This is a genomic window from Salinibacterium sp. NK8237, from assembly GCF_015864955.1.
In the GTDB taxonomy this organism is placed as follows: Bacteria; Actinomycetota; Actinomycetes; order Actinomycetales; family Microbacteriaceae; genus Rhodoglobus.
The window spans coordinates 2,080,399-2,103,376 of the sequence record NZ_JADYWE010000001.1 but is presented as its reverse complement, the minus strand read 5'-3'; the positions used below and the strand labels follow the sequence as shown (position 1 = coordinate 2,103,376).

The 22,978-nt window shown below is 60.3% G+C and carries 27 protein-coding genes and 1 tRNA gene; 9 read left to right on the top strand and 19 right to left on the bottom strand.

Going from position 1 to position 22,978, the window contains the following annotated elements; translation table 11 throughout:
• Positions 1 to 12: 12 nt before the first annotated feature.
• Entirely contained in the window at positions 13 to 735 is a 723-nt protein-coding gene (locus tag I6E56_RS10195) for a sulfite exporter TauE/SafE family protein (protein ID WP_197137829.1), read from the top strand.
• A gap of 37 nt (positions 736 to 772) precedes the next feature.
• On the top strand, positions 773 to 1,588 hold the full coding sequence (locus tag I6E56_RS10190; RefSeq protein ID WP_197137828.1) for a dienelactone hydrolase family protein: 816 nt from the start codon (positions 773 to 775) through the stop codon (positions 1,586 to 1,588).
• Positions 1,589 to 1,607: 19 nt separating this feature from the next.
• Here the strand turns inward: I6E56_RS10190 and I6E56_RS10185 are convergent, their stop codons facing one another.
• The 4 genes from I6E56_RS10185 to I6E56_RS10170 form a co-directional block, all read right to left on the bottom strand.
• A complete protein-coding gene (locus I6E56_RS10185; protein ID WP_197137826.1) occupies positions 1,608 to 2,000 on the bottom strand; it encodes an HsmA family protein in 393 nt (130 codons plus the stop codon).
• A 63-nt stretch (positions 2,001 to 2,063) separates the two neighbouring features.
• Entirely contained in the window at positions 2,064 to 2,411 is a 348-nt protein-coding gene (locus I6E56_RS10180) for an antibiotic biosynthesis monooxygenase (protein ID WP_197137824.1), read from the bottom strand.
• A 112-nt stretch (positions 2,412 to 2,523) separates the two neighbouring features.
• Positions 2,524 to 2,826, bottom strand: coding sequence for a P-II family nitrogen regulator (locus tag I6E56_RS10175; protein WP_197109042.1), 303 nt, complete (start codon positions 2,824 to 2,826; stop codon positions 2,524 to 2,526).
• A 5-nt stretch (positions 2,827 to 2,831) separates the two neighbouring features.
• Entirely contained in the window at positions 2,832 to 3,776 is a 945-nt protein-coding gene (locus tag I6E56_RS10170; protein ID WP_197137822.1) for a sodium-dependent bicarbonate transport family permease, read from the bottom strand.
• Between the two features lie 134 nt (positions 3,777 to 3,910).
• On the opposite strand from I6E56_RS10170, the gene I6E56_RS10165 reads away from it, so the two are divergent.
• Together I6E56_RS10165 and I6E56_RS10160 are read left to right on the top strand one after the other, a co-directional pair.
• Positions 3,911 to 4,195, top strand: a complete 285-nt coding sequence (locus I6E56_RS10165) for a helix-turn-helix domain-containing protein (RefSeq protein ID WP_197137819.1) — start codon at positions 3,911 to 3,913, stop codon at positions 4,193 to 4,195.
• 898 nt (positions 4,196 to 5,093) lie between these two features.
• Positions 5,094 to 5,366 carry a hypothetical protein gene (locus I6E56_RS10160; RefSeq protein WP_197137818.1) on the top strand — a complete coding sequence of 91 codons (273 nt, stop codon included), beginning with the start codon at positions 5,094 to 5,096 and terminating at the stop codon, positions 5,364 to 5,366.
• Between the two features lie 97 nt (positions 5,367 to 5,463).
• Here the strand turns inward: I6E56_RS10160 and I6E56_RS10155 are convergent, their stop codons facing one another.
• Both I6E56_RS10155 and I6E56_RS10150 read right to left on the bottom strand, forming a co-directional pair.
• A complete protein-coding gene (locus tag I6E56_RS10155; RefSeq protein WP_197109045.1) occupies positions 5,464 to 5,619 on the bottom strand; it encodes a GNAT family N-acetyltransferase in 156 nt (51 codons plus the stop codon).
• Between the two features lie 9 nt (positions 5,620 to 5,628).
• Entirely contained in the window at positions 5,629 to 5,946 is a 318-nt protein-coding gene (locus tag I6E56_RS10150; RefSeq protein WP_197137816.1) for a GNAT family N-acetyltransferase, read from the bottom strand.
• A 307-nt stretch (positions 5,947 to 6,253) separates the two neighbouring features.
• Here I6E56_RS10150 and I6E56_RS10145 point away from each other — a divergent pair, with 307 nt between their 5' ends.
• The 3 genes from I6E56_RS10145 (at position 6,254) to I6E56_RS15205 (ending at position 7,845) form a co-directional block, all read left to right on the top strand.
• Entirely contained in the window at positions 6,254 to 6,715 is a 462-nt protein-coding gene (locus tag I6E56_RS10145) for a M57 family metalloprotease (protein ID WP_197109047.1), read from the top strand.
• Positions 6,716 to 6,728: 13 nt separating this feature from the next.
• Positions 6,729 to 7,295 carry a hypothetical protein gene (locus tag I6E56_RS10140; protein ID WP_197109048.1) on the top strand — a complete coding sequence of 189 codons (567 nt, stop codon included), beginning with the start codon at positions 6,729 to 6,731 and terminating at the stop codon, positions 7,293 to 7,295.
• Positions 7,296 to 7,722: 427 nt separating this feature from the next.
• Positions 7,723 to 7,845 carry a hypothetical protein gene (locus I6E56_RS15205; RefSeq protein WP_255529381.1) on the top strand — a complete coding sequence of 41 codons (123 nt, stop codon included), beginning with the start codon at positions 7,723 to 7,725 and terminating at the stop codon, positions 7,843 to 7,845.
• A 434-nt stretch (positions 7,846 to 8,279) separates the two neighbouring features.
• Here I6E56_RS15205 and I6E56_RS10135 read toward each other — a convergent pair whose 3' ends face one another.
• From I6E56_RS10135 to I6E56_RS10120, 4 genes are all read right to left on the bottom strand, one after another.
• Complete coding sequence (locus I6E56_RS10135) at positions 8,280 to 8,675, bottom strand: VOC family protein (RefSeq protein ID WP_197109049.1); 396 nt, start codon at positions 8,673 to 8,675, stop codon at positions 8,280 to 8,282.
• 621 nt (positions 8,676 to 9,296) lie between these two features.
• Positions 9,297 to 9,372 (bottom strand) — tRNA-Arg (locus tag I6E56_RS10130).
• Positions 9,373 to 9,458: 86 nt separating this feature from the next.
• Positions 9,459 to 10,208 (bottom strand): SDR family NAD(P)-dependent oxidoreductase, encoded by a 750-nt coding sequence (locus I6E56_RS10125; protein ID WP_197137812.1) that lies wholly within the window; start codon positions 10,206 to 10,208, stop codon positions 9,459 to 9,461.
• Complete coding sequence (locus tag I6E56_RS10120) at positions 10,205 to 11,053, bottom strand: fumarylacetoacetate hydrolase family protein (RefSeq protein WP_197137810.1); 849 nt, start codon at positions 11,051 to 11,053, stop codon at positions 10,205 to 10,207. The genes I6E56_RS10125 and I6E56_RS10120 overlap by 4 nt, the downstream gene beginning before the upstream one ends.
• Before the next feature lie 659 nt (positions 11,054 to 11,712).
• On the opposite strand from I6E56_RS10120, the gene I6E56_RS10115 reads away from it, so the two are divergent.
• A complete protein-coding gene (locus I6E56_RS10115; RefSeq protein WP_197137808.1) occupies positions 11,713 to 13,512 on the top strand; it encodes an ATP-dependent endonuclease in 1,800 nt (599 codons plus the stop codon).
• Positions 13,513 to 13,636: 124 nt separating this feature from the next.
• On the opposite strand, the gene I6E56_RS10110 is transcribed toward I6E56_RS10115, so the two are convergent.
• The 3 genes from I6E56_RS10110 to I6E56_RS10100 form a co-directional block, all read right to left on the bottom strand.
• Complete coding sequence (locus I6E56_RS10110; RefSeq protein WP_197137806.1) at positions 13,637 to 14,665, bottom strand: isopenicillin N synthase family oxygenase; 1,029 nt, start codon at positions 14,663 to 14,665, stop codon at positions 13,637 to 13,639.
• Between the two features lie 90 nt (positions 14,666 to 14,755).
• Positions 14,756 to 16,210 carry a glyceraldehyde-3-phosphate dehydrogenase gene (locus I6E56_RS10105; RefSeq protein WP_197137804.1) on the bottom strand — a complete coding sequence of 485 codons (1,455 nt, stop codon included), beginning with the start codon at positions 16,208 to 16,210 and terminating at the stop codon, positions 14,756 to 14,758.
• Between the two features lie 270 nt (positions 16,211 to 16,480).
• Positions 16,481 to 16,867: a DUF1801 domain-containing protein gene (locus I6E56_RS10100; protein WP_231606306.1), complete on the bottom strand. Its 387-nt coding sequence runs from the start codon at positions 16,865 to 16,867 to the stop codon at positions 16,481 to 16,483.
• Positions 16,868 to 16,904: 37 nt separating this feature from the next.
• Here I6E56_RS10100 and dgoD point away from each other — a divergent pair, with 37 nt between their 5' ends.
• Positions 16,905 to 18,050 (top strand): galactonate dehydratase, encoded by a 1,146-nt coding sequence (dgoD, locus tag I6E56_RS10095; RefSeq protein WP_197137802.1) that lies wholly within the window; start codon positions 16,905 to 16,907, stop codon positions 18,048 to 18,050.
• A 48-nt stretch (positions 18,051 to 18,098) separates the two neighbouring features.
• Here the strand turns inward: dgoD and I6E56_RS10090 are convergent, their stop codons facing one another.
• The 6 genes from I6E56_RS10090 to I6E56_RS10065 form a co-directional block, all read right to left on the bottom strand.
• Complete coding sequence (locus I6E56_RS10090; RefSeq protein ID WP_197137800.1) at positions 18,099 to 18,839, bottom strand: SDR family oxidoreductase; 741 nt, start codon at positions 18,837 to 18,839, stop codon at positions 18,099 to 18,101.
• Positions 18,839 to 19,588 carry a FadR/GntR family transcriptional regulator gene (locus tag I6E56_RS10085; RefSeq protein ID WP_197137799.1) on the bottom strand — a complete coding sequence of 250 codons (750 nt, stop codon included), beginning with the start codon at positions 19,586 to 19,588 and terminating at the stop codon, positions 18,839 to 18,841. The genes I6E56_RS10090 and I6E56_RS10085 overlap by 1 nt, the downstream gene beginning before the upstream one ends.
• 111 nt (positions 19,589 to 19,699) lie before the next feature.
• Positions 19,700 to 20,632, bottom strand: coding sequence for an ABC transporter substrate-binding protein (locus I6E56_RS10080; RefSeq protein ID WP_197137798.1), 933 nt, complete (start codon positions 20,630 to 20,632; stop codon positions 19,700 to 19,702).
• Positions 20,632 to 21,411: an ABC transporter permease gene (locus tag I6E56_RS10075; protein ID WP_197137795.1), complete on the bottom strand. Its 780-nt coding sequence runs from the start codon at positions 21,409 to 21,411 to the stop codon at positions 20,632 to 20,634. The genes I6E56_RS10080 and I6E56_RS10075 overlap by 1 nt, the downstream gene beginning before the upstream one ends.
• Before the next feature lie 3 nt (positions 21,412 to 21,414).
• The gene (locus I6E56_RS10070; protein ID WP_197137794.1) at positions 21,415 to 22,095 is read right to left on the bottom strand and encodes an ABC transporter permease; all 681 of its coding nucleotides are present in this window, start codon (positions 22,093 to 22,095) and stop codon (positions 21,415 to 21,417) included.
• Positions 22,092 to 22,916, bottom strand: a complete 825-nt coding sequence (locus tag I6E56_RS10065) for an ABC transporter ATP-binding protein (protein ID WP_197137793.1) — start codon at positions 22,914 to 22,916, stop codon at positions 22,092 to 22,094. The genes I6E56_RS10070 and I6E56_RS10065 overlap by 4 nt, the downstream gene beginning before the upstream one ends.
• Positions 22,917 to 22,978: the final 62 nt, after the last annotated feature.

The window sequence follows — 22,978 nt, the reverse complement described above, 5'->3', positions numbered from 1 at the left end:
CGTGGCGCGATGATGAGCGCTCTGACGATTGCCCTCGCGGTACTGGTCGGAGCGCTCACCCAACGTCTCACCGGCGTGGGGTTCGCTCTCGTAGCATCCCCACTGCTTCTTCTCGCTCTGGGCCCCGTTCAGGGAGTAGTACTGACAAATATCTTTGGGGTGGCGACCGCGCTCAGTGTCTTCGTATTCCACGTACGAGAAATTGAGTATCGCCGCGTGCTGCCCATTCTTGGCGCCGCTGCGATCGCGGTCATCCCCGGGGCCCTCTTGGCGCGCGCTCTGCCAGCGCACGTTCTCGAGATTGGGGCAGGGTCACTGGTGATTCTCGCACTCGCATTGAGCGTGCTGGCCAAGCGAGTGCCGCACGTGAGTGCGTGGCCAGGGCAAGTGGTCGCCGGGGCCCTCTCAGGATTCATGAACGTCATCGCCGGAGTCGGTGGGCCCGCAATCACGGCGTATGCCGTCGCATCCGAATGGGAGCACCGCCGCTTCGCCATCAGTGTTCAGTTCTACTTCGCCACCCTCGGCTCGCTGTCTCTGATCGCGCGGGGCACTGCGCCCACGCTGTCGTCCGTTGACTGGATCGCCGCCATCACGGCCCTCGTCGCGGGCCTACTAGGTGGTCAACTGCTGACCCGGTGGGTGCCCACACGCGCAGCCAGAATCTTCAGCCTGGTTCTCGCCTCCCTCGGCGGGATTGCGGTGATTGTGCGCGGGATCGTCGACGCCAGCTAGAGGCCCCGGATGCGGCTCGGTGCGGCATGATGGAGCCATGACAGCCGTTAGCGTTCCCTCCGCCCCGGTCGGCACCCTGAACGGATGGATCCGCACCCCGTTCACTGCCGCCGGTATGACCTTCGACTGTTTCGAAAAGGGTTCAGGGCCAGGGGTTGTGCTGATCCCAGAGATTCCCGGGATCACCCCCGAGGTGCTCGGCCTCGCAGAACACCTCGTTGGTGCAGGCTTCACTGTCGTCGTGCCGTCACCGTTCGGAACTCCCGGGCGCTCCAACTCGGGCAGTTACCAAATGGGCGTCGTGCTTCGACTCTGCGTGTCATCCGAGTTTCGTGCCTTCGCCATGAACTCCGCCCGGCCAATCACCGACTACCTCAGGGCCGTCGCATGCGATCTCGCCGCGCGAACTCCAGGACGAGGGGTCGGGATGATCGGCCAATGCTTTACGGGCGGCTTCGCGCTAGCGGCAGCGATTGACGACTCCGTTGCGGCATCGGTCTTGAGTCAACCCGCCGTGCCCTTCCCGGTCGGGCGCGCACGCCAGCTCGATCCCGGAGTCTCTGCCGAGGAGTTCGACCGCATCGCCGCACGAGCCAACGCGGGAGAAGTGTGCGCCCTCGGCTTGCGTTTCAGCGAAGACGCTCTGGTGCCGCGTGCCCGCTTCGACACGATCAAGAAACGTCTCGGGGATGCCTTCGAGATTATTCAGCTTGATTCGTCGCCGGGAAACCCCGATGGCTACGATGCCTCTGCGCACTCCGTGCTCACGAAAGAAGTGCGTGAAGATCCCGCAAATTCGGCGGCGGACGCCCGGAGCCGAGTGGTCGCGTTCCTGCGCGAACGAATCGGTTGATCGAACTGGCAGAGCGGTTCTAGCCCAGGCTGGAACCGAGCGCCCCACCGATGTAAGGAACAAGCCAGATCACCCACACGATGACCGAAAAACGGTGGAATCGGTGCTTCTCCGCTTCACGATTGCGCACCAGCACCACGATCGCCCAAGCGAGGTGCACGGCCATGAGCACGATCGCGATCACTCCCGTGACGCCCATGAGCTGATTCAGAAAACTCTGCTCGATGCCCGCGGCCCGATTTTCGTTGGCGATCAGGTTCATCAGAAATGTGCCGCTCGCATCAGCAGCTAGCCCAAGCGCGAAGAAAACTGTGTGCCACGGCTTGAGCACTTTCTGCACGCGCTCGCTCCACACACCAATTGTGTACAAGACAAGGGCAAGAGTGATGAGGATGATCGCGGGAAGCAGCATCCCCCTATCCTGCGCGCTTTACGGCTCGAGAGCGAAAGTGGTTCGGGCCATTCAGCCATTCGTCTAGACCCGCTCAACCTCGTCGAAGTGCTCAACGACCGGGAACGGTTCGTAAAACTCGTGCAACAGCGCTCGCCACTGCTGGTACTCGGGCGAACCCCGAAATCCAATCTCGTGGTCGTCAACGGTGTCCCACCGCACGAGCAGCAGATACGTTTCGGGATGCTCGACCCCGCGTGAGAGCGTCAGTCCGCGGAATCCCGGCATAGCCGCAATGATGCTCTTCGCTTGGGCGAAAGCCGCTTCGAACTCCGCCTCAAGGCCGGGCTTCACCGGAAGTATCGCGTGCTCTATGACATGGCCACGTGAATCGTCTACGTTCTCATCTCGGGTTCCATCTCGCTTCAACATTCTTCCCCTTAAGGTTGCGCCCAGGTTTTTGGGAACTCTGGATGGGAACTCGGCGCGTGCCGATTCTGTTCTAGTGCACATCGCGCCGTTGCGCGAAGATTCGAGCGGCGGCTTAGAATTTCGTGGGTCGCAGCACGTCGATATCGCTCATGAACAGGATCATGGCGTAGTCGGCGTAGTAGTGCTCCTGAAGGTACGCGGCGATTGCTTCGGCCGTCTCCGCGTCGCACACCACCTCGATGCGGATGTTGCTACTGGCCTCCCAGCCAGCATCGCGAACGCCGCGGTTACCTTTGCCGCGGGCATCTGTAATGGTGTAACCGTGGGCGTTCAGCTGGTCGAGATCTCGAACAAGGGTGCTCTCGAGTGCGGCTTCAGTGATGACGGTTAACAACCTGCGGTGATAGCTCTGCATGGCTCTCATCCTCTCGCGAATGTATGTGCCCACACGGCAAGTGCGTGGTAGATCGGGATGCCGAGCAAGACGTTGAAGGGGAAGGTTATTCCCAGCGCCGCGGCGAGCGACAGCGTGGGGTTCGCCTCGGGCACGGAAATGCGCATGGCCGCCGGCACCGCGATGTATGAGGCACTCGCCGCCAGCGTCGCCAGGATTGCCGTTCCGCCGACGGAGAGGTCAAGAACCCAGCCCAGCCAGGTGCCCACTAGCGCTGAGAAGAGTGGCATCCCGATTCCGAAGGCGACCAGAAATGGCCCGTAGCGGCGAAGGCTGCCGATTTGCTTCGCGGTGATCAACCCCATCTCCAGCAGAAATACGGCGAGGAATCCCTTGAAGAGATCGAAGAAGAACGGCTCTATCGGCTTTAACCCGTCCGGCCCAGCTGCCCAGCCAATGAGCAGGCCACCCAGCAGCAAAACAATTCCCTTGCCCAGGAACACCTCGTGGGCCACCGACCGCCAGCGCGTCTCGCGCGAAAGGCCCCGCGCCAGCACGATTCCCACAAGGATGGCCGGCACCTCCAGCATGACCAGAAGCAGCGGCATGTGTTCTTCGAAGGGGATCTGCCTGCTGCCCAGATAGGCGACCGCCACCGCGAACGTGCCGACGCTCACGGAGCCGTAATGGGCGGCGATAGAGGCGGCATCCGCGCGCGTGAAGCGTCCCAGATAGCGCAGGACAGGGAAGGCGAGCAGCGTGAGGACGAAGCCCATGGCTATCACTGCCCCCATGTGCGGCAACAGGGTGGAGAAGGGCTGCTTGGCGAGTTCGACGCCGCCTTTGAGCCCGATGGAGAGCAGCAGCACGATACTGACGAACTCGTACACTGCCGCCGGAAGACGCAATTCCGACCTTAACAAGCCCGCGACGGCTCCGAGCAGGAAGAACAGGATGATGGGATCGATCACGCGGTGACTCTCTGGTTCGCTTACGGTCCGTAGCCCCTAGGAGGAGCCCAAGGGCCAACCTCCTGAATATACGCTGTGCAATACACGATAACCATAGCGTGTATTGCACAGCGCGTGTCACCTAGGATGGAAAGATGAACAGCTGGACCTTCCTGACCAATCACGCACACGTTCTATTGTGTGTTTCTAGGGATCCCACTATGCGGTTACGGGACATCGCCGAAGCCGTGGGCATCACCGAACGAGCCGCCCAGCGCATCGTCGCCGAACTTGTCGAAGACGGGTACCTCACGCGCAAGCGGGATGGACGACGCAACAGCTACGAGCTCTACCCGGATCTGCCGCTTCGGCACCCTCTAGAGCACCACCACCAGATCGGCGAACTACTCAAGACGCTGGGGTCCGAACCCCGCGCGTAGGTGCATGGCAGCTGAGGGCCTGCCTGTTCGCCCTGGCGCCGGGAGCCTTCGCGGCGGAGACTGGCCAAACATAAAAAAGAAAGACCCCGCCACAACAGGCGGGGTCTTTCTCGAGTGGTGCGCCCGGAGGGATTTGAACCCCCGGCCTATTGATCCGTAGTCGAAAGCCGTTTCCGCGGAGTTGCGCGGAACTGTCCAAAATCTCTGCAAAACACTGGTGACTGGGCGCGACTCCGATGCCGCGCGCTGACGGCGATGCTCCCCAAGTGTGGGTGAAATGTGGGCACGGTCAATCTGATTATTGCTCGGTAACGAGCTACGTCTCCACTGCATCGGTGGAATTAGGGAAAGAGAACAAGCAGCCTTAGATCCACGTCTTCGAAGTTAGGTCCCACGCTGCCGCAGGTTCGACTGCGTCCACGAAGACTGGATTCAGGAATGTCGACACTTCAGTGAGATGATCTTTGAGGACGGCCAAAGCCATGTCCTCGACGACGGACTTCGCACAGCGCGCGGTCCTGCTATCGGGCGATGCGTTGCAGCGCAGCAAAAGTCTGCTCCGGGGTCATGTCAGTATCTCCAAGGCGGTTCGTAGGGGCCGACCGCTCGCGGCAGGGCCTGCGCAATGGCAAACAACCTGGCGGGTTGGGATGCTCTGGGTGCTTCAACCAATTGCGCAACGCCTCAATACCGGTCTCGTACCCGACAGTGCCTCGCAGCCTGAACGCGTCGACAATCGAACGCTCAGCCGAATAAAGTTCGATGCTCTGACCTTCGTCCCCTGTCGCGAGCAGAGTGCGACCAATCTCGAACGTGGCACGGTCAAACAGGTGCCAATCAACTCGAAGCGCGCAAGAGCCGACTCCAAACAGGTTGAATGGCCGAGGCTTGTGAGGCAATGTTCTCGACCCGAACGACACTCCCGTTCGCGTCTGCTGATACTTCCGGGGAGTTGCACACAGCATTCAGCATTCTGAAGGAAGAGGTTGCCCGCACCGTCACCGAGCAAGAAGCGGACGCGGCGGCGGCGGCGGCGGCGGCGGAGCTAATCCGGGCGGCAGGCCACGGCATCGTTACCTTGTTGGCCGCGAACAGAATCCCGCCCGACCGCGTGTGCGATCACATCGTTCGTATTGCTGGCTTCGCAGCGGACTCAGCCTCACGTTTCTGACGAGCCACTCTGACCACTATTCTCATCCGAAAGCACGCAAGCGCGACGATTTCCCATGCAGCTCGAACACGGGCGTGACCTGTGTCACAGGGAACCTCTAACGGAGGACCATCGTCATTTTTTCTTCAGACAGCTCAGGGTGACTGGGAAGCTTCGCGTAGTCGCCTGTAGCCCGAAAACCGACACGCTCATAAAACCGGCGCGCTCGTTGGTTCTCGACAACCACCCAGAGAGCAAGCGTTGTCGCACGCATGCCTTTCGCCTAGGCACACATGGCATCAACCACGAGTGTTGCCACCCCAGTTCCCCGCTGTTCGGGGTCGACCCACATCCCTACCAGCTCGTGCCCACCGGTCTCCCGCTTAACGATTCCACTCACCATTCCGATGGGCTCCTCGTCCGCCCAGGCGAGTACCGAGAAGCCGTGCGCGATGCGTTGCCGCCAATCACCCTCGGTGAGAAAGCTTTCTCCGCCCGCGGATGAGCCAAATGCAGACGGCTCACGAGTTAGTGCTCGAAGGCGGATGTCTTGCACGGCGCGCCACTCGTCAGGAACCGCTCTTCGAACGATGACATCCATCACTACATAATGATGGATCCCGGATGAATCCGCAGATCACGACGGCCCGCGGGCCGAACCTTCACCGACATGACCACCGCAGGCGGATCTCCATACGCACGCGCCAGCCCAGCTTCCGAGCCGCGGTCGCCGTCTGCAGGTTATTACCAAGCGGGCGACCGCGAAATTGATTGACGTTCACCTTTAGGGCGCGTAACTTGGCCAGCATCGTTACAAATCATCGAAACGGATCGGGAAGTCAATGAAGCTTCGCAGCCGCAATCAGAAAGTCGTCCCGGCGATCTTAGCAGTTGGTTTAGTGTCCACAATGTCAGTTGGGCTTGGTGTAACCGGGGCGAACGCCTACACCACGACGGGCTGTACCTTGAGTCCGCAGCGGTATCAAAACCTTGGCGGCACGCCGTTCGCATCCGAAGTATCTGCAGCGGTACGCGCTTGGAACGTCACAGACGCGAATCTACTCACCAGCTCCACGGCGGCGTTCACAGTGACCTATAAGAACAATGGGGCGGCGGGATACGACGGTAGGTCGACGTGGGCGTGCGATGGCCACACGGGTGAATCATGGATCAACACCTATTACACGAATTCGTACTCGGTGACGAAGCGCAAGTGCGTTTGGGTCCACGAGATCGGTCACGTGATGGGCCTCAATCATTCTTCGACCGCTACTGCCATTATGAATTCAGTTTCGACAAGCAACTACGCTGCGGGCATCGGCTGCCAACTTGTTGCGGATGACTCTCAAGGAATGAACGCTCTCTACTGATTGGATTGGGACAATGATTTCGCTCCCCAAATACGGCCGACAGTTCCTCATGATGGTGGCAGTTGTCAGCGTTATGTCGCTTGCAGCTTGCGCTCCGGCCGTTACGTTCTCATCTGGTTCACGGGTAAAGCTCTACAACTCCATCAAAGAGCTTGCCGCCGATAGCACGCTCGTGGCAAGCATCGACGTGACGAGTCAGAAAGAGTACCCCGAGACAGATTCTGCTTCTGCCTATACCGCATCCACGGCTGAGATAACGGCGATTTTCCAGCCAGCTGGACTGCCCGATGATGCGAGACTGGACCAGAAGTTTAGCGCCGGTGAGGAAATCGTGATCCGGCAGCTGGCAACTGGCAACTCGGTGTCTGAAGACGGCAGCAAAATCGTCATCGACGCCAGTGGGTCCTATCTCGTATTCTTAGTGGAATCAGGCGTGCCCGGTGCCTCCGGAAATGAGTTCTACATCACGGGTGGCACCGCCGGCCTCTTTGGTGCAGATGGTGATAAATATCAATGGCTAGGCAACGAGGGCGATAAGCTGCCGAACTCGTTGACCGCAGCAGACCTCCAACAGGGATAACTCCTTGCGTCCGAGTTTTATCCGGAATGGCCATGTAGTTCCCCGCCACGAGTTGTGCGGCGAGCTGGTCGACCGGTGGTGCAGTAGGCCGGCGGTGCAGTAGGCCGGCTGCCCTTTTTGAGAGGATGCCTGCACGAGGACCAACCGGTTCTGGACTCATCCTGCCTTGGGCGCCTGCGTCCTACATTTGACCTCAGTGAGTGCATCGAGCAATGCGATGATGCCGGCCGATGCGGCGACCACACCTTCGGACGAGAGTGAGGCTCCTGAGGTCGCTACGGTATGGAAGGCGCTGTCGCCATCGCGATGTCCCGGAGCCGTCGCGATGCAGTTGCGACTCGAACAATTACGAAGCCCGCCTCCTTGGGGACATGCCGGGCTCGGAGCGGTTTCGATGCAAATCGCGCTCCTTTTCGACGGAGCATTCATGAGCGACGGACGATTGCGCGACATCGACGCGGTCGATGTCCGACGGGGCGGCGTGCGCCGCTTGACCGCCGTCGAACCGCGGGCAGATCGACCTGGATCGATGCGCCGAGGGGCGCTGTAACGTCCATTGATCTCAGCTCCGCGGCCCCGCGTGCACGCGAAACCGAAGCAGCCAGACTCGGCCGGATGTGGTTGATCAAGCACTCGAAGAGCACCGAGCCCGGTCTGGGCCGCCACACGGCCGACCCGGAACCGCAATATCGATCGCGAAGGCGATCTCGGGTAGTAGTTGGCGACTCATGGCGCGTAGGCCGCGCAGGCCGACCCCGGACGCGCCCGACCCGGTACAGGACGGCCCGCACTGCCTGGCAGCGTCCCGTCGCAGCAACCAAACACCTAGGGCAGAAGTGTAAAATTGATCGCTTTGTGGCGGCGTTCTGTGATCGCTATGTGGCGGTATCGCTACCCCGCAAGGGTAACCTGCTGCGGGGCAAATCGACGTTGTCTGTGCAGGATCCGCTTCCGTCGGGCAACGGAAAGACCTTACTTACGCCTCTAGTCCGTGGACCGGAGGTGAGGTTGAACGATGGTGACAGCGTTGCCGTCTGGGTCTTCGAATGTGCCCACGGTGACGGAGCTAACCGTCACGGCGTCGATCGGGAACTCTTGCGTGTCGAATGCCACCTGCAGATTCGCAAGGGACTGGGCGATCACTGTGATGTCTTCCACGTTGATCGTCGTCATCCCACCCCCGGCACGGTCGGCATCCTCCCGAAGTTGAAGCGTGCCATGCTCGGGCACCCGATCAACGGTTAGGTAGTAGTCGGCGATCTGGGGAGCGGGTCGCGCGTCAGGGGCACGACCCAACACCCGCTCGTACCACTCGATCGCAAGCGTCAGATCCCGAACTGGGAGACCTGCGAAAACCGTGAGAGCCGAAAACTCTGTCATGATCTCAGCCTAGCCGCTCTCGGATTGCCGGGCAATTGCCCCCCACCTTCACTCGCCCTCCCACAACCGGGACGAGCAGCGGACGTTCCCGAGCTATCGCATGGGGCCGTCAAGAGCGCGGGCGTGCGGTGCCCGTATGACTCACCCGAGATTAAGCCAGATGAAGGTGCGTCAAACGTTCGAGGTGGGTGTCTCAGAAAGCTAAAGCTTTCGAGACACGCGGAACATCTTCCGAGCCTCGGTAGGAAGTGGCAGATTTCCGGGGCTCGATCTGTCTTGGAAACAGGTCTTTCCGCTAAGTGTCTTTGCTCCACTGCTCTGGCAGTTTCCGAGGCAGAAGGGTCTCCTGAGTGTTTCGGTTACTCCCTGACCTGCCCCTAGTTCGGTTACGCGCCGCTAGGCGCAATCACCGTCTACTCAGGCGATTGTTCAGAGGTCAATTGGTCAACTCCGCCCGCTGGACCAAAACCCAGATAAACACTGGGTTCCGCCGAGTCGGACAGGTCGATTTTTGCCCCGAAAGTACGCCCCATTGTTTTCAAGTGTGGGCAGGATGTGGGCAGAAACCACAACAGGCCCGACCGCACTCCACGAGAAAGTGCTGGTCAGGCCTGCTTTATTTGGTGCGCCCGGAGGGATTTGAACCCCCGGCCTATTGATCCGTAGTCAATTGCTCTATCCGCTGAGCTACGGGCGCATCTCATTGACTTTCGCCAACCAGAAAACTATACCAGCGGTTTTGGCCTCCCACTGCCACTTTTGATAGTCGGATGCCGCGAGCGCCTACTTTCTGACGCGAAGGTGCGTTACTCCACCATCAACCTCGAGCGCGGTGCCCGTGGTTGAGCCGGAGAGTGGGCTCGCCAAATACGCGACGGCACCGGCGACTTCTTCGGGCGTGACCATGCGTCCGGTGGCCTGGCGGGCATCCAGGGCGGCGCGTTCAGCGACGGGATCGTCGAAGCCCTGCAGCATCCGTTCGACAAAGGGTGTGGAGACGGTGCCGGGGCTGACGGCGTTGACGCGCACCCCATCCGCCACATGGTCGGTCGCCATCGCGTAGGTGAGCGCAAGAACGGCACCTTTCGAGGCGCCATAGAGCGCGCGCTGCGGGAGGCCGTTGAGGGCGGCGATGGAGCAAAGGTTCACGATCGCAGCATGCTCAGACTTGCGCAGCCACGGGAGGGCCGCTGCCGACACTCTTGCCATTCCAGTCACGTTGATGTTGAGCACGCGAGCCCATTCAGCATCGTCGTTCTCTTCAACGGTTCCGACCGCGCTGATGCCGGCGTTGTTCACGACGATGTCGATGCCGCCCAACTTCTCGGCCGCCGCCGCAACCGCCGCGACCACGGAGGCACGATCTGACACGTCTGCTGCGAATCCGTGCAGGCGAGCATCCAGAGCCTCAGGGTTCAGATCGAGCACGGCCACCGTTGCACCACGCTCAGCAAGAGCAAGCGCGGAGGCTAGCCCGATGCCGGAGGCTCCCCCGGTAACTACCGCGACGAGACCGTCGAACTCGGCGCTCATGCTTGCACCATCTCTTGGCGTGCGCGACCGAGGCCGTCGATCTCGAGCTCAACAACATCGCCGGCCCGCAGATACGGCTGGCCCTCAATACCCATGGCCACGCCGGCGGGCGTTCCCGTGTTGATGACATCGCCGGGGCGCAGCACCATGAACTGGCTCAAGTACCAGACGACGTAGTGGACACCGAACGCCATATTCGCGGTCGTGCCATTCTGGCGTTCGACACCATTCACCCACAGCCGCAAGCCCAAGGCTTGAGGGTCGGACACCTCGTCGGCGGTTACCAGCTCAGGCCCGAACGGATTGAAGGTCTCGCAGCTCTTACCCTTGTCCCAGGTTCCGCCACGTTCGAGTTGGAAAGCGCGCTCGGAAACGTCGTGCGAGACGGCGTAACCAGCAATGACGGCGGCCGCGTCATCCGGGGAGTCAAGGTAGCGAGCGGTGGCGCCAATCACGACGCCGAGCTCGACCTCCCAGTCGGTCTTGACGCTCATGCGCGGGATGAGCACGTTGTCGAAGGCGCCGACCATGGTGCTGGGGTCTTTCATAAAGATGACGGGTTCGTCGGGCAACGTTGCCCCGGTTTCCTCCGCGTGGTCGCTGTAGTTGAGGCCGACACATACGATTTTGCCGGGCTGAGCGATTGCTGCACCGACGCGAACACCCTCAGTCTCGACGGCGGGGAGGGTTCCTGCAGCGACGGCGGCACGGGCGGCGTCGATGCCGCCCGATGCAAAGAACGATCCGTCGATATCTGACGCGATGGGGCGCAGATCAAATGCGCCTCCGTCGTGCAGTACAACAGGGATTTCTGACCCGATGGGGCCGAGTCGTGCAAATCTCACTGGGTGCTCTCCTTCGTTGGCAACGCGAAACCTTCGCGCTCGGGGGATCGTGATCAACCTCGATGATATTCATAGTACGTATGATGTGCTTGAACGCGACAGAGAGTTGAACAACTGCACCACCCCTCGCACGCGCATCACACGGGGTCGAACGCGTGATCAAACGATATACCAAACGCTGATGACCAGCAATGGCGAACACCGAGCAAGCCCGGCTATGCACAACCTAGATCGCACCCCGCGGGCCCTGAATCAGATCATCGTGATGAATCTGGGCAACGTTGGGGTGCGCCCGCATTCGGTAGCGAAGCGCATTGTCTCCATACGTTTCGAGGATCGGGCTGTTCGTGGGGTCGAGCGACAGCCCGCGGGCTTGGGCATTGGCCGCGATCGCGCGCCCATAGAGTCGCGCGCACAGTGCGGGCCCTACGCCTGAAAGCCGATCAATCGAAGATCCAGTTCTGCACACCGGTCCACGAACTCAATAGCAAGGATTACCGCCCCGTCGATTCGGAATACAGCCGCTTTGGGCCGGGTTCCCCTAGTCGGCAGCCGGACTTCTCCAGCCGACGCTCGATCAACCGCCCAGGTCGAGAGCCGCATGAATCAATCGGCGCATTAACGCACTGCTTGCTCAGCACCCCAATTTAGGCGAGTATTTGTCAAACGGCGCAGCATCGCGCCCGACGAAGGAGTACCTTTTGCGGCTTGTTGAAGCTACCATCCAAAACTACCGATCGATCGGCGCGCAAACCCGCTTCCAAATTGATGACCTCACAACGTTGGTCGGGCCCAACAACGAAGGCAAAACGAACCTACTCAGGGCGTTAGGTCTGGGGATGAATCTTATTGAGCTCTGGAGCACCCTACCTTCGAGCATGTCCTCGAAGGGGCAGCTCACTGGCGGGCAAGCGCGCCTTGTTATGAGAGGCGCAAGACGGGCACCCGCTGCCAACCGCGATCAGAAGTGGGGATACAGCTGGGAAGAGGATTACCCGATATCAAAACAAGAGAAAAGGGGAACCCACCCGACTGTATTGCGCCTCAAGTTCAGCTTGACTCCGAAAGAAGTCGAGGAGTTCACGGAAGCAACCGGGATCAGCAACAATGGCGAGCTGCCTATTGAGATGAAGCTTTCCAAAAATGCTGCATCGTTCGGAGTTATCAAGCCGGGTAAGGGGGCGGCCACTCACAAGGCCAAAGCCGGCGAGATCGCTCAGTTCATCACAGATCGCTTGTCATTTGTGCTAATACCCGCAGTTCGAACAGACGCGGAAGCTCGCGCCATGATGAGCCACCTAGCGAAACTTCAGATCCAGAAGTTGACGTATTCGGAGGAGTATAAGGAACTCACGGCGAAGTTGCAGAGCATGTTGGACACCGCATTAGGAACAGTCGGAGACGAACTGACGGAGTCCATAAAGGGCTATTTACCGTCGATAGTAGGAATCGAGATCAAGACCGCGAGCTTCGAAGCGTCAAGCATTGTTAGGGACGTTCAAATCGATGACGGAGTGATGACATCGCTCGCACACAAAGGCGACGGCGTGAAGAGCCTTGTAACGCTGGCGCTGATCCAAGAACTTGCCAAGGTCACAGCGAGGAGCAACAGTTTCATCTTGCTTGTTGATGAACCGGAAGCGCACCTGCACTCTTTCGCTGTCCACGAGCTACAAATCTTATTTCAGGAGTTATCTGAAACCCAGCAAGTCATTCTCGCGACGCACAACCCAATTTTCGTGAACCGAGACAGAGCCGCATCCAACCTGATTGTTCGACGCAGCGAGGCAAAAATCGCCCGCAACCTCTCAGAGATCCGGGAAGCGATCGGAGTGCAGTTGCACGACAATCTAGAATCTGCGGAGACCGTGGTACTCGTCGAGGGGCTGACAGACGCGACGCTGCTTTCTCAAATCCTTGCTCCGGAACACACACGAATGGCGGACGATATCCGAAGCGGCCGAGTGATCCTAAAAGCCACCAAGGGAAGCGGCAAACTTCGGGCGGTAATCAGCAAAGAAAAATCTACAGTGTGCAGAATAATAGTCGTCCTGGACAACGACGAGGCTGGCCGAGCGGAGGCTGCCCAGCTGCGGGATAGCCGCTTGCTCAAGGAGTCAGACATTTTCATGCTCGGGGACGCTGCCCGCAAATCATCTGAAATCGAAGACTTGTTAGAGCCAGCCAGTTACCTGGAAGCGCTTTCTAGCACCTTCGATCGCGAGTTCAACTCGAATCATTTCAAGAACCCCGGCAAAAAGTGGTCCCAGAACCTCGCAGCAGCTGCAGCTTCTTTAGGAATTGCCTCCAACGGGATCGAACTCGAGCGCGAGGCCAAGATTGCAGTTGCCTCGCTAGCACCAACCGGACAGCGTCTGCTCAAGCCCACAGCCCGAGAGCCCATCCAACAGCTGATCCGTCTCGTGTGGCCGGACGCAGACACTCAACCTCGCCGCTGACGTATCGCTCGAAGTTTCGAAGCGGATTCGAGACTGGGCGAATTGCGAACGAGCCCAGAATCCGCTGATCTAAAGTGAAAGAAATACAGAGCTCGAGTGCCCTCGGCGCTTCAAAGAGAATCCTCTAGATCGCACCCCGCGGGCCCTGAATCAGATCATCGTGATGGATCTGGGCAACGTTGGGGTGCGCCCGCATTCGGTAGCGAAGCGCATTGTCTCCATACGTTTCGAGGATCGGGCTGTTCGTGGGGTCGAGCGACAGTCCGCGGGCCTGGGCGGCGAGCTCGGGCGGCAACTGCAACTGGGGAATCACAGTGTCGAGCGCGGGATTGAAGAAGAACGGAATCGAGATGCGGTCATCGCCGATGAGTGGCGAGATCACGCGGTGCAGCGTCGCCTTGAGGTAACCCTCAGTAGCGAGCTCGAGCATCTCGCCAATGTTCACAACAAACGCACCGGGCTTCGGCGGAACATCGACCCACTCGCCCTGGTAGTCGACCTGCAGCCCACCCTTGCCCGGCTCCACCATCAGCAGCGTGAGAACTCCACCGTCACGGTGAGCACCAACACCCTGCTTGGGCTCCGGGTTGGACTCACCGGGATACCGCACGATCTTCAACTGCGGGAAAGGCTTGTCGGCAAAAGCATTGTCGAAGACGTCCTCCGGAGCGCCGAGGGCGTGAGCCCACGCGCGCAGAAGGCGCAGCGAAACGGCGCTGAGTTTGTCATTCCATTCGTTGACCAACTCACGAAGCTGCGGCACGGCATCCGGCCACAGGTTCGGGCCCTCAAGGCGCCAGTAGTCAGCGAGCCCGGCAGCGTTGTCGACAACGTCGCGCTCGGGGCCCACGTCGATCTGTTCGCGCCAGTCGGTCTTGCCCTCCGTCAGCTCGCCACCGACGCGCGTGTAGCCACGAAACTGCGGACTCTTAACGTTTTCAACGGCCAGCTTCTGCTCGGCGGGCAAGTCAAAGAACTCGCGGGATGCTGCAAGCAGGTCATCCATCAACTTTTCGTCGACACCGTGCCCGACAAGGTAAAAGAACCCCACATCGTGGGTGGCACACAGCAAATCATCCCGGAACTTGGCAGCCGCTTCTGGGCCGCCATCGAGTAGCGAGAGATCAATTACGGGGAGCGCGGAATCGTTCATTTAACGATGTTCACACGCCAAGTCTGAGAGTTTTCCTTTGTTACGCTCACAGCGTGAAGCGCGGGCGTAACACGATCACAGTTCGGAAAATTATGCCCCGACTACGGCGCGTTCGGGAATAACTTGCGGGTGCGTTTGACCCATGTGTTCAATCACACGCACCACCTGGCTGGTGTAACCAAACTCGTTGTCGTACCAGACGTACAACACGAGATGCTTGCCGGTGCTGATGGTCGCAAGGCCGTCAACGATGCCCGCGCGGTGCGAGCCGGTGAAATCACTCGAGACGACCTCGGGCGAATCAATGAAGTCGATCTGCTGCTGCAGAGTCGAGTCAAGGGAGAGGTTGCGCAGGTAGCGGTTCACTTCTTCGCGTGTGGTTTCGGTCGCGAGGTTGAGGTTCAGAATCGCCATTGACACGTTAGGGGTGGGAACGCGGATGGCGCTGCCGGTCAGCAATCCCGCCAACTCGGGAACCGCCTTCGCGACTGCCTTCGCAGCACCGGTCTCGGTGATGACCATGTTCATCGGTGCCGACCGTCCACGTCGGTCGCCGGAATGGAAATTGTCCGTCAAGTTTTGGTCGTTCGTGTACGAGTGCACTGTCTCAACATGCCCGTGCTCAATGCCGTATTGGTCGTTGATCGCTTTGAGTACCGGCGAGATCGCGTTGGTCGTGCACGACGCAGCCGAGAGGATCGTGTCGGTGTCGGCAATCGCGTCGTGATTGAGGCCGTACACAATGTTCTTGATCTCACCCTTGCCGGGAGCCGTCAGCAAGACCCGCTTCACTCCCTGCGACTTGAGGTGCTGACCGAGGCCAGCTTCGTCACGCCAGCGGCCTGTGTTATCGACGACGATGGCATCCGAAATTCCGTACTCGGTGTAGTCGATCGTGGCCGGGTCGTTCGAGTAGATCACTTGGATGAGGGTGCCGTTGGCCAGAATCGTGTTGGCTTCGGTGTCAACCGAGATCGTTCCCTCGAACGGGCCATGAACGCTGTCGCGTCGCAACAGGCTGGCCCGCTTCACGAGGTCATTGTCTGAACCCTTGCGCACGACGACTGCGCGCAAACGGAGTCCCTCGCCATTGCCAGCGTGCGCGATCAGGATGCGGGCCAACAGCCGACCGATACGTCCGAAACCGTAGAGCACGACATCCGCTCCCGCTGGTTTCGTTTCGCTGCCGTTCTTGAGCACCGGCTCAAGCTCAGCCGCCAAGAAGTCATTGAGCTCGCCGCCAACTTCGCGAAAACGGTTCACGAGCTTCGCCAAATCAATGGATGCCGAATTCAGCGGCATTGCCGAGAGCGCCACCATGATCGGCATCGTCTCTTCGATCGGCAGTTCGCTCTCGTTGAGCTGACGCGCAAAACGGTGAGCCTTCAGCACTTCAACAGGCGACTGGTTGATGAGGCGGCGGCCGTGAATCGAGGTCACGACACCGTGGTTGCGATACAGCCCACCGATAAGGGGGATCATTGCCTCGGCCAGTTCTTGGCGGGCATTCCACCGGTCAAATTCGTCGCTGTGTTCGCGTTGCATCAGGTTCCTTCCGACTGCACTGTCTTGGTCCGCGGGCGCGCTTGTGGCACGGCTGGTCCCGCATCCATTCTCCCAGACGGATGCTCGGCACGCGCGCTCAGAAAAGCACAGTTCGGGCAACACTTTAGAGATCGCTAAAGGGGGCGATTCTTAACGCTGCGGATGCCGCTGCTGGTGGCCGGCGTGGTCCGCTGGAGTGCGCGAGATGCTTGACGCGAGCGGCGTTGTTCGGGGTGCGAGGCGCGAGGTGCGAGGTGCGAGGTGCGCAAGCTAGCGAGCTGCGTTAAACGCCACCGCAGACTGAATGAGCGACTGAAAAGCATCAGCGTCAATCGCGTCCCCCTCATGGAGATCGATCGCGCGTCTGACCTTGGCGTCAAGGCTGCTGTTGAAGAGACCGGTGGGGTCGTCGAGCGAAGCGCCCTGCGCAAACGTGAGTTTGACCTTGTCTTTGTAGGTTTCGCCGGTGCAGACCAGTCCGTCGAGACTCCACGCTGCGACGCCATCCGGACTCGAGGGTTTTCGCCACTTGACCTCTTCGACAATCGCGGGCTCGGCCTGCACGATTAGTGCGCGAAGGTGGGCAAGCATCTCGCCCCGCCAGTCGCGGTGGCTCGTCGTGGTGGTATCCATGATGCTCACTTTAGTAGCTGTCATTAGTAGGATAATAAGACTTACTAACGGAAGGGCCGCCGTGAAGATCGCACGCATCGAAACATTCCTCGTTCCACCACGATGGCTCTTCGTGCGCATCGAGACCGATAACGGCATCGTCGGCTGGGGCGAGCCCGTTGTTGAAGGCCAGGCCGACATCGTGCGGGCCGCCGTCGAACAGCACGCCGAATACCTTGTGGGGCTCGACGCCACCCGCATCGAAGATCACTGGCAAGTGCTCACCCGCGGCGGCTTCTACCGGGGCGGCCCCGTCGCGTCCAGCGCTATCGCCGGCATCGACCAAGCGCTCTGGGACATCGCGGGCAAAGCTCACGGCGTTCCCGTTCACGACCTTCTGGGCGGCGCCGTGCGCGACCGCATCCGAATGTACGGCTGGGTTGGCGGCGACGAACCCTCCGAGCTGCGCGATAACATCGCCCAGCAGGTGGAGTCGGGCCTCACCGCTGTGAAGATGAACGGCAGCGGACGGATGAAGCCCATCGGCACCGTGAGCGCCATCGACGAGGTTGTTGAACGGGCCGCACTCGCCCGCGAAGTTTTGGGTCCCGACCGCGACATGGCGATCGACTTCCACGGACGGATGACCGTCGCCAACGCCCGTCGCGTGCTCCCCCTTCTCGCGCCCTACGCTCCCCTCTTTGTCGAAGAACCTGTTGTGCCTGAGAAGTCACATCTGCTCGACGGCATCGTGGCGTCGACATCAATCCCGATCTCCACCGGCGAGCGCCTCTTCTCCCGCAACGAGTTCTTGGGACCACTGCAGGCCGGCATCGCTGTCGTGCAGCCCGACCTCTCCCATGCGGGCGGTATTTCCGAAGTGCGCCGCATCGCCGCTCTCGCCGACATGTTCGATGCTCAGCTCGCGCCGCACTGCCCGCTCGGACCGATCGCTCTGGCGTCGAGTCTGCAGGTCGGGTTCAACACACCGAACTTCTTGATTCAGGAACAGAGCATCGGCATCCACTACAACGTCGGATCAGACGTGCTCGAATACCTCATGGATACGAGCGTCTTCGACTTCACGAGTGGCTACATCGAGCGGCTGACCGCTCCCGGGCTCGGCATCGACATCGATGAGGCCGCCGTGCGCGCCGCCGACAAGGTCGGACACCAGTGGCGCTCCCCCGTGTGGCGTCACGATGATGGGTCGCTCGCCGAGTGGTAGCCGGTCGGCAACGCCAGCGATAGTCGAGGGCGCGCCAGCGAGTCTCCGCTAGGCGCCGAGCGTCGTCGTCATGCCGCCATCGACGACAAGCGAAGCGCCCGTGATGTACGACGCACCGTCTCCAGCGAGGAACTGGATGACAGACGCGACTTCCTCGGGAGTCCCCAGCCGCTGCAGGGTGGCTTGGCGTCGCGCCAGCTCCTGCGCTTCAGGGGTTTGGTGATCCCACTGCCGGGTCTTGATCGATCCCGGGAGCACCACGTTCACGCGCACGTGCGGCGCATAGTCGAGCGAAAGTTGACGCGTGAGCGAAATGAGCCCACCCTTCGCCGCGCCGTAAGCGGGTTGCTCGGCCCAGGACAGCACCCCGTGCACGCTCGACACGTTAACCATGTTGCCGCGAGCAGCGGTGAGAGTGTCGTGGAAAGTACGCATCGCTCGATAGACGGATGACAACGTCACCGAGAGCTGCTTGTTCCAGTTGTCTTCGCTCTGTTCGTGCGCAATGCCAGTCACTTGAAAGAACGCGTTATTCACGATGACCGCGGGCGGGCGATTCGCGGAGCGCAGCTCGCGCGAGAGCGCCTCCCACTGCTCGGAGTCCGCGACGTCGAGGCGATGGGCGGTGGCGGCGCCACCGGCCGCGACGATTTCGGAGGCAACCGCGGCAGCGGCATCCACGTCAATGTCAGTGACAACAACATCGTCACCGGAGGCAGCAAAGAGGCGCGCAGCAGCCGCGCCGATGCCGTGGGCTGCGCCCGTGATGAGCACGGTGCGGGTCGCCATTAGAGAGCCGGCTTTCGGTTCGCGACGAGTGCAGCGCCGGTCAGGTCTTTGCTCACGATGGTTTCGGAGTCGCGGTTCGACTGGTCCATCAGCAACTTCATCGCGGTGTGGGCGGCCTCGGCATCCTGCGTGACAATCGCCGTCACAACTGCGCGATGGTCATCCAAAAATTGGGTTGTTGTCTCGTTCTCAAAAGCAAGCTCGTTGCGCGCATGCAGCGCGGGTTCCAGCACGACCTCAAAGCGGGCCAAAAGTTCGTTGCCGGATGCTGCCAAGATGGCCCGATGAAAAGCTAAGTCCGCTGCTACGTGCGATGTCACTTCGGTGCTCTCGAAGGTCGCAGCTAGCGCCGTCATCGCGGCTTCGATTTCGGCGCACTGTTCTTCGCTGCGGCGAACGGCGGCCAGTCGAGCGGCGGCGGGCTCGAGCACTTGCCTCACTTCGCTGAGTTCGAGCACGAGCAGCGGGTCGGGCATACCTTCCGAGCGCCACGTCATGACATCGCGGTCGAGCAGCTGCCAGCGCTCCCGCGGAGTGACGTAGGTGCCGAGGCGCGGTCGCGCATCCACAAGGCCCTTGGTCGTGAGTACCTTGATCGCTTCGCGGATCACCGTGCGGCTGACCTGAAACTCTGCAAGCAGCGCATCCGGATCGATGATGTCTCCCGAGGCAAGCTCGCCCCGCATGATGCGGCGCCCGAGCACATCAACAACGTGCCCGTGGAGGCCTCGGCGAGAGAAAGTAGTCATCCCCGCGATAATACTGTGCCGACGGTCAGCGCGACGAGCGGCTCCGCCCTAGAGCTAGACGGATGCCGCTCTCGCGCCGCTGTTCTCCGCACGTAAATGCGAAGCAGTTTCTTAGTTCAGGAGACCCTTTTCGGTGAGCCAGTCTTGGGCTGCGGTCTCAGCCTGCGCCTTCTCCGTGCCCTCGACACGGTCACGCAGAGTGATGAGATCTTCGGTGGTGAGCGCGGCCGAGATCGCATCGAGAACTACTGCGAGTTCGGCACTGTAGATGTTCGAGTTCAACAGCGGCACGATGTTCTGCGCAGCAATGAGATTCTCGGGGTCCTCAAGAACGAGCAGGTTCTTGGCGACTAGATCCGGTGATGTCGTGAAGATGTCTGCCACCTGCACAGCATCGTCAACGAGGGCCTTCACCGTGTCGGGTCCGCCAAAGTCCTCAATCGGAACGAACGTGATGTCCGTAAGTCCGTACGCCGACTCGAGACCCGGGATGCCGTAAGGAAGCTCGGCGATCTGCGGGCTGGCTCCGAGGCTAAACGGCTCGATCTTCGCCAGGTCACCGATTGAAACGAGCCCCTCTTCATCTGCCAACTCCTGTGTGACAACGTAGGCGTCTTTGTCCTCAGCAGGCGAGGAGTTGAGCACCTGGAAGCCATCGGGCACCGTGGTCTCGAGCGCCGCGTCTACTTCGGCTGTGGTGCGGGCGGCATTTTCTGTGTCATAGAAAAAGAGCAGGTTGCCGTTGTACTCCGGCATGAGGCTGACCGATCCATCTTCTAAAGCGGGAATCGTGGTCTGGCGCGGACCAAGGTTGAACTTCGTCTCGACCTCGAACCCTGCATCCTCAAGCGCGATGGCGTAAATGTTTCCCAGAATCTCGCTCTCAGGGTAGGCGAACGAGCCCACGATGATCGTGTCGCCAGTGACAGAACCGTCAGCCGACGTGTCGGTGGGGTCAGAGGTAGAGCACCCTGCGAGGGCAACAAGCGTTCCCGCGGCAACGGTCGCGATGGCGACCCGTGCCCTCCGATTTGCTGCGAACATTAGTTTTTCCCTTCGTGGGCGGATGGTGCCGCCACCGCGACCAGCCCCAGTGGCTGTTCACGGACGTTTGTTTTCTTTCGGCGAACCCCGGCAGTTCCGCGCCGACGGGTAAGCCGCTGAGCGAGGGCGAACATACCGTCAACAACGAGCGCTAAGAGCGTGACAAGAATGGCGCCACCGAGAATGCGATCGTTGTCGTTGAGTCCGATGCCGCTAGAGATGATTGTGCCGAGGCCGCCCAATGAGATGTAGGAGGCGATCACTGCGGTCGCAATAACTTGAAGCGCAGACGCCCGAATTCCGCCAATAATAAGCGGCAACGACAACGGAATCTCAATCTGAGTGAGTACTTGCAGTTCTGTCATCCCCATTGCACGACCTGCGTCGATCGTCTGACGATCGACAGACTCGATGCCAGCGTAGGCGCCCGCCAGAATCGATGGAATCGCCAGGATAACGAGTGCGATGATCGAGGCGATAAATGCCGCCTGTGTGAACGGCACGGTTGCGCCCACGATCACGAAGAGCGCCATGAGTAATCCCAGTGTGGGCAAAGCGCGCATGGCACCGGTGAATCCGATCACGAACTGCCGCCCGCGACCGGTGTGCCCGATGTAGAAGCCCAGCGGCAACGCGATCACCGTCGCGAGTGCGACGGCGACAACCGTGTACAACAGGTGCTCGCCCACACGATCGTGAATCGGCAAAGGATTCACACCGCCTGAGGCATAGTTAGCCGGGTCGAGAAGCCAACGAAAAGCATCGAGAAAGAACTGCATGGGCTATCCCACCCGCCCGAGAAGAAGCGGCGTACGGCTGCGAACGCTTTTTTGCCGTCGCATCCACGGCATAAGAACTCGGCCAAGAAGAACGAGGATCACATCAAAGACGAGCGCAATAACGAGGCTAGCCACGATGCCGATAACAATTTCGTCGAGAAAGTCGCGCTGTTTTCCGTTCGTGAAGAGGTACCCAAGGTTCGCCGAGCCGATGATGGCCCCCACCGACACCAGTGCGATCGTGCTCGCGGAAACCACCCGCATGCCAGCAAGAAGGACCGGGCCAGCTAGCGGAAGCTCGACTAGCCAGAATCGACCCCAAGCCGAGTATCCAGTCGCAGTCGCCGCTTCGATCGCGTCCTTGGGCACCGCGGCAAGCGCATCGGCTGCAGTCCGCACCATCATTGCGACCGCATAGAGAGTGAGCGCCACAACGATATTCCGATCATCGGTTATCTTCGTTCCCAGCAGATACGGCAACATCACGAACAGCGGAAGCGAGGGAATTGTATAGAGGAGGCTGCCGCCAGCGATGACGAACGAGCGCACGGGCCGCCAGCGGTTGGCGATCCAGCCGAGCGGCACAGCGATACAAAACCCGAGCACTATCGGAAGGATGCTGAGCGCTACGTGGTTGCCCGTGAGCTCGGCGACTAGAGCAAAGTTGTCAAGGAGCCACGTCATTGTTCGGTCCCGAGCACGCCGGCAGGCCGACCATCAGAATCCACTATCAGCGGCGCGCTGTCTCCTTCGCGGTGCTGAATATAGAGGGTGCGCTTGCCACGATCAGCTCCGATGAACGACGCTACGAAATCATCCGCGGGACTCGCCAAGATATCGGCGGGGCTGCCCACCTGCGCGATCACGCCGCCGTTGCGAAGAATAACCACCTGATCGGCGATGACGAACGCCTCATCGATGTCATGAGTAACAAAGACAGTCGTTTTGCCCAGTTCACGCTGCAGGCGGTTGAGCTCTTCTTGAAGCTCCGCCCGCACGATGGGGTCGACGGCGCCAAATGGCTCATCCATGAGAAGGATGTCGGGGTCGCTAGCGAGGGCGCGAGCCACACCAACGCGCTGCTGTTGTCCGCCGGATAGCTGATCTGGATAACGCTCCGCAAGACTCCGATCAAGGCCAACCGTATCGAGCAGAGCGGTTGCGTCGAGCCGGGCTTTACGCTTAGGCACACCATTCAATCGCGGCACCGAGGCGATATTGTCGACCACTTTGCGGTGAGGGAGCAGTCCGGTGGCTTGAAGCACGTACCCGATGCGGCGGCGAAGCAGCACTGGGTCGACCCCGGCGATATCTTCGCCATTGATCAGGATGGATCCCTCAGTGGGATCAATCATCCTGTTGATCATACGAAGTAGCGTGGTCTTGCCAGAGCCGGATGAGCCAACGAACACGGTGGCTTTGTGCGACGGAAGCACGAGAGAAAAGTTCTCGACTGCGAGCGTTCCATCGGGAAACCGCTTCGAAACGTTGCGAAACTCGATCATGGCGCGGCTCATTCCTCCTGGGAGTGGCGAACCGACATCTGCCGGACACTAGATGCCCAGTA